The sequence below is a fragment of the Colwellia sp. C1TZA3 genome, from assembly GCF_007954265.1.
In the GTDB taxonomy this organism is placed as follows: domain Bacteria; phylum Pseudomonadota; class Gammaproteobacteria; order Enterobacterales; family Alteromonadaceae; genus Cognaticolwellia.
The window spans coordinates 1-5055 of sequence record NZ_VOLS01000105.1; the positions used below are offsets into that span (position 1 = coordinate 1).

Here is a 5055-nt window from a genome sequence, read left to right on the forward strand (position 1 = left end):
AGGTAACAACTTGCTTAAAATAGCTTCTTTTCTTTCTGTTGAATAACTAGACATTTATTGTTCGATTACCACTCCCCGATCTAAAAAAATTTAATTTTAGGGGTGACAACTATTCTGACACGGGGGGCTGGAGAAAAAGCGATAAGCATATATTCAGCTGACCACTTTTTCTACCTATTCAAGTTATGCACTTACTATTTGAATCCAAGTCTTATTAAAAAAAAAAAAACCAGATCTTAAGTTTGTTTCAATTGCTGATCTTGAAGACTGCTTTGGCGCTGTAGAACATTTAGTATGTCCTGAGCCGAGAGATAAATTTAATATTTGGCGACTGCCTATTCAACTAATTCATACGAGCTATATCACTTTCGTACAAACACTATATTTATTAAAACACTACAAAATATCAGGCATGGTATCAACAGGAACGGGCATGGTAATAATTCCGGCTTTGATATTACGCCTGATAAACAAAAAAGTTATTCATATTGAGGATTGGTCTAGATTTGACTCGGGATCTTATACAGGTAAAGTAATGTACTATATAGCCGATAAATTTTATGTACAAAACAAATCATTATTGCAAAAGTATCCTAAAGCTATTTATTCTGGAAGACTATGAAAATATTTACAACGGTCGGTAATACTCGATTTGATGCGTTATTTAAAGAAGTAGATCGTATAGCACGTGGTAAAAATTGGAATATGACATATCAAATCTCTGATGGTAGTTATATACCGGACAGCGGCTCGTACTTTAGATTTACTGATAATATTGATGATTGTTATGAAAATGCTGACGTTGTCATCACACATGGAGGTGCAGGGACAATATTTAAGTTACTTAAATTAAGAAAAAAAATAATTGTTATTCTAAACAGCTGTCGCTTAGACCCCCATCAAGCTGAAATAGTTAATTACATAAATGAAAATTCTTATGGATTGGCCTGTTTTGAACTTAATCAGCTGGAAAAGTTATTACATCAGGTTTCAGAATTTTCACCAAGAATATATAAGGATACGCCTTTTTTAAAAGCAAAAGAAATTGTTAAGATTTTGGATATTATTTAACTTCTATTACGACCAGAAAAATCTATTTTATGTAAACGAAATATAGATAAAATAGATTTAGTCATCATAACAGCAATTATGCGCGTTCTCTTAAAGAAAAAAAGACAAAAATAAGCACAAACGGCATAAGAAATAAGCGTGGCTACCGCGGCTCCTAACGCCCCATAATGCGGGATCAAAAGTAAATTCAATATCACATTGACAAGAGCCCCCAAAACTTGACTAAATAACGAAAATATGGCGAGTTTCTCTGAAACGAACCAATGACTCAACAATATTCTCATATAAATAAAGATACAGGAAAAAACATGTACTCTTAATATAGCAATAGCCTGACTATAGTGCTCACCGTATAATGTTTGGATGAGGAATGGAGTGAAAATATAGATTAAAGTACTGATGATAATTGCACTAATAAATAAAATATCGAAACCTCGTTGTAAGGTTTTTAAATAATGATCATTGCTGTTTTTAGCTAAGATGATTAAAGAAGGGAATAATGCTGTAATTGCAACTTGGGGTAATATATGCCATACCTCAGATAACTTAGCGGCAACAGAGTATATACCTACAGTCGTATTACCAGCCATAGACTCAAGCATTAAAATATCTATTTTAAGATAAACGACCGAAGCTAACGATGAAATAATTAAATACTTTGATTGATAAAAAACATTTGAAAACAATTTTTTATTAAACTTTGGAACAGAGCTTTCTTTTATGTCTCTTTTATAGAATAAGTAATAACCACTGTTTTTAGTTATTATTTCTAAGCTCATCAGTAGTAGAAGTGGTATATAATTTTCATACCAGTAGATAATTAATAACTTTAAAATGGCAAAAAAAATAAAACAACAGGATCGCCAATAAACCATTTTTTTTATATTCGACTGGTATTGAAACCATTTTTCATACACATCAAAAGCATTAAAAATATTAGCAAAGAGTAGCATACCTATCAATTGAGGTTTCCAGCTGGAGCCATTCGCAGTAAACAGTGCAGTGATAGCGACTAGAGCCACAATTATACCCGTTATAAAGCGGGCTTTAAAACAACTAGCTAGTAAGTTAGGAGCGACAGCAGGTTGTTCTGAAAGCTCTCTCAATAAAATATTTCCAATGCCTAAACTGTAAATAGGAATACATAAAGCGGCTAAAGATAGAACATAGTTATATCGGCCAAAATCTTCTGGCCCCAACAAGCGAGCAAACAATACGGATAAAAGTAAGCCTCCGCTAATAAGTAATACTTTCTCAGATAACAACAGAAGAAAATCACTTTATTTTTTAGTACATCAAAACGGAATATAGCGTTAAGTTTCACTTATTACAGCGCTTACCTAAATGACATAAACGATGTGATGGGCAAAGTAAATTTCCATTTTCATCCAACTCCCCATTGAGCAAGTCAGCTCCTGCATGAGAACACCATCTAGGGAAAGAATATACCGATCCCTTAATATTTACCTTTATATGCTTTTCATCGTACTCAATAGGCTGGAGGCTAGTTTTTTTGTCTTCTGCAGGCGGAAAAATATATTCTGCTGAAACAGGCTCAAATTTTCCTGAATGCATAAACTTATCAAAGGTTAAATTATCAAATTTTTCACCATTAAGTTTAATATAATTATAAACAACATTTTTATGAAACTCTGGTTTAGTGATAGTACAACGCATAGATAAAGTCGCGCGAGTTTTTTTGGAAGTATTAATAATTGACCCATGTAATAACTCAGCCTTAAATAATAATGCATCTCCAGGAGCCATATCAGATATATACTGTTGAATCGGATAGGTTTTTACTCCACGGGAAATTTCTTGTTTATCGGCGTCAAATTTAGGGTTGTAATCAGCACTAGCAGGCAATATCGCTAAGCCATTATTTTTATTTGCTGTTGTAAGTGATAACCACACATTAATCGTATTTTTAGGATGGTATCGCCAGGAATCTTTATGCTGCCCGTGTGGATTTAGTTTACCTCTGCCCATACGTGATTCAATAAATGCCTCATGATTTTTAATTATTTTATAGGGCAAATGCAAACGAAAATTAGGCTGTAATTCAATATATGGACAAGGAACATGAGGCTCAAGTAAACGCTTCATAATTGAGGACTGTAAAATTAAAGTTGAAGTGTTATGTCTTATCGCGAGAGCATCATCAACGATTTGTTTAACACTCTTAAGTTTATGGATCTCATCAAGTTGATTTTTTTGAATCGAAAAAAAATGTTCTATTAACTGTGAAAATTTTGATTCAAGACCTAATTGTGAGATTAAATCTTTGACAATAATAATATCACCCTTTTCTATAAGAGTAAGCACATCAGTTTCTGGTACAATTTTATTTTCAAGTACTGAAAAATAAGCAATAGAATATGTTTTTAAATCGATCAATTGTTTAAATACAGCTCTATTTTCGTAATATTGGATAATAAAACGGTAATAATAACCTAGTTTTTTTCGTAGTTGTTGCCTAATAATTTTGATTGTAATTACCCTTTTTATTTACAGTTTATCCATGACTGTTATTAACTTAATTAACAGATAGAGTTAATAGCTTATTTTGTAATCTATGTGATCTATCAATAAGTTCCTTATTAACTAATTTGAGTTTTATATCATGAGTTTTAATTTTTTTGATTATACTCTCAGATTTTAATAGAGTTTTAGGTTCAAGGTATAAACAATCAGCTAAGTGATTCAAGCTTGTCATTGGCGATTGACATAATAAATCAAAATTAAAAAATATACAGTTTTCTGTTTTATTGCTTATAAGATAACTATAGGTTTCTATCCAATATTCCAACCAAAAATTTAATGTGTCTTCTCTATATTCACTTTTGTCAGATCCGTTAGTAAAGTTAACCGTCTTTAGATTTTGACCAAAATCAAAATGACCAATGTCAGTCATGTATTTTTTAGAGAATTCATCGTTCACATGGTGTTGCGTAAAATTCAGATGCTGAAGTAATAATGACATCGCATGTTGTAAAGGTTCTCTAAAGGGGATCAAAATTGTAGCCGTTGGGAACAACTGAGATAAATAACTAACTCTGGTAATATTTAAGTTGTTTTTGGAAATATACCGAGTTCTATTTAAATGACCTTTGTGTTTATCTCTAAAGATTAACTTTTGAATATGAGACTTAAAAAATTCATCGTAGGCTAAATTATGGTTTGTATCCCAAATGGGAATTTTTGCTTTATCATAATGTTGTGGCCAGAAAGCTTTAAAAAATGCTTCTTCAAATGCTTCAGGGCTATGTAAACTAATTTCCAAACCATCTTTATGCGCACGCTCTACTTGAGTGGCTTTTTTTCCAAATTTACGACTAAATTCATCCCAAATTAAAGGTAAAAATATAAAAGGCATATCTTGATAGGTTTGAAAGCTAAAATGCTCCGTATTTGTTAATACATTGAGTAAAATACTGGTACCGGCACGTGGTAAAGATGTTATAAATACGGGATTATTTAAGGAGATTTTTTGTTTTTTAACTTGATATTTCTCTGTTTCATACAAAGCAATTTTAAGTTGTAATTTAACTGTTTTAAATGCGCAATGATGTAAAGCTTTATCAAATAAATTGTAACCTTCTTGACTGACAGTCATTTGTATCCCTAAGAAGAAAGTTAAATAAGTGCTAATAATAAAGCACTAACTATTACTAAATTTTAATTATTTTTCAGTTTGAAAACTTGTTTACGGAGTTTTTAATTAACCCATTAATAATATCAAATCTATAATATATATTTAAACCATTATACTAATAAGTTTTTTCTATGCAATTATATTGTTATACGACTAACGGTATCTTTCAGGGTGGGATCACGCATTTCAAATAAATGGCACTGTATAATAAAGAAATTTTGAACCTTATTGATAAGAGATGATCAGATCAGTATCAAAAATTAACAATAGTTATTTATCATGTCATTATTTCAAGATATTGAAAGCATTAAAGATCACAGAGTAGACGC

The 5055-nt window shown here is 31.2% G+C and carries 5 protein-coding genes; 2 read left to right on the forward strand and 3 right to left on the reverse strand.

The window, feature by feature from the left end:
• The first annotated feature begins 250 nt into the window (after positions 1 to 250).
• Positions 251 to 622 carry a PssD/Cps14F family polysaccharide biosynthesis glycosyltransferase gene (gene pssD / locus ESZ39_RS18430; protein ID WP_411266892.1) on the forward strand — a complete coding sequence of 124 codons (372 nt, stop codon included), beginning with the start codon at positions 251 to 253 and terminating at the stop codon, positions 620 to 622.
• Positions 619 to 1071 carry a PssE/Cps14G family polysaccharide biosynthesis glycosyltransferase gene (gene pssE / locus ESZ39_RS17060; protein ID WP_146881124.1) on the forward strand — a complete coding sequence of 151 codons (453 nt, stop codon included), beginning with the start codon at positions 619 to 621 and terminating at the stop codon, positions 1069 to 1071. Before pssD ends, pssE begins: the two co-directional genes overlap by 4 nt.
• Here pssE and ESZ39_RS17065 read toward each other — a convergent pair.
• The 3 genes from ESZ39_RS17065 to ESZ39_RS17075 all read right to left on the reverse strand — a co-directional run bounded on the left by ESZ39_RS17065 (position 1068) and on the right by ESZ39_RS17075 (position 4687).
• Positions 1068 to 2336, reverse strand: coding sequence for a flippase (locus tag ESZ39_RS17065; protein WP_191321836.1), 1269 nt, complete (start codon positions 2334 to 2336; stop codon positions 1068 to 1070). The genes pssE and ESZ39_RS17065 overlap by 4 nt on opposite strands.
• 55 nt (positions 2337 to 2391) lie before the next feature.
• Complete coding sequence (locus ESZ39_RS17070) at positions 2392 to 3468, reverse strand: phytanoyl-CoA dioxygenase family protein (protein ID WP_146881126.1); 1077 nt, start codon at positions 3466 to 3468, stop codon at positions 2392 to 2394.
• A 139-nt stretch (positions 3469 to 3607) separates the two neighbouring features.
• Entirely contained in the window at positions 3608 to 4687 is a 1080-nt protein-coding gene (locus tag ESZ39_RS17075; protein ID WP_146881127.1) for a sulfotransferase, read from the reverse strand.
• Between the last annotated feature and the right edge of the window lie 368 nt (positions 4688 to 5055).

Coding starts and splice junctions, on each gene's coding strand:
- pssE (WP_146881124.1), top strand. CDS start 619: ATGAAAATATTTACAACGGTCGGTAATACTCGATTTGATGCGTTATTT.
- ESZ39_RS17075 (WP_146881127.1), bottom strand. CDS start 4,687: ATGACTGTCAGTCAAGAAGGTTACAATTTATTTGATAAAGCTTTACAT.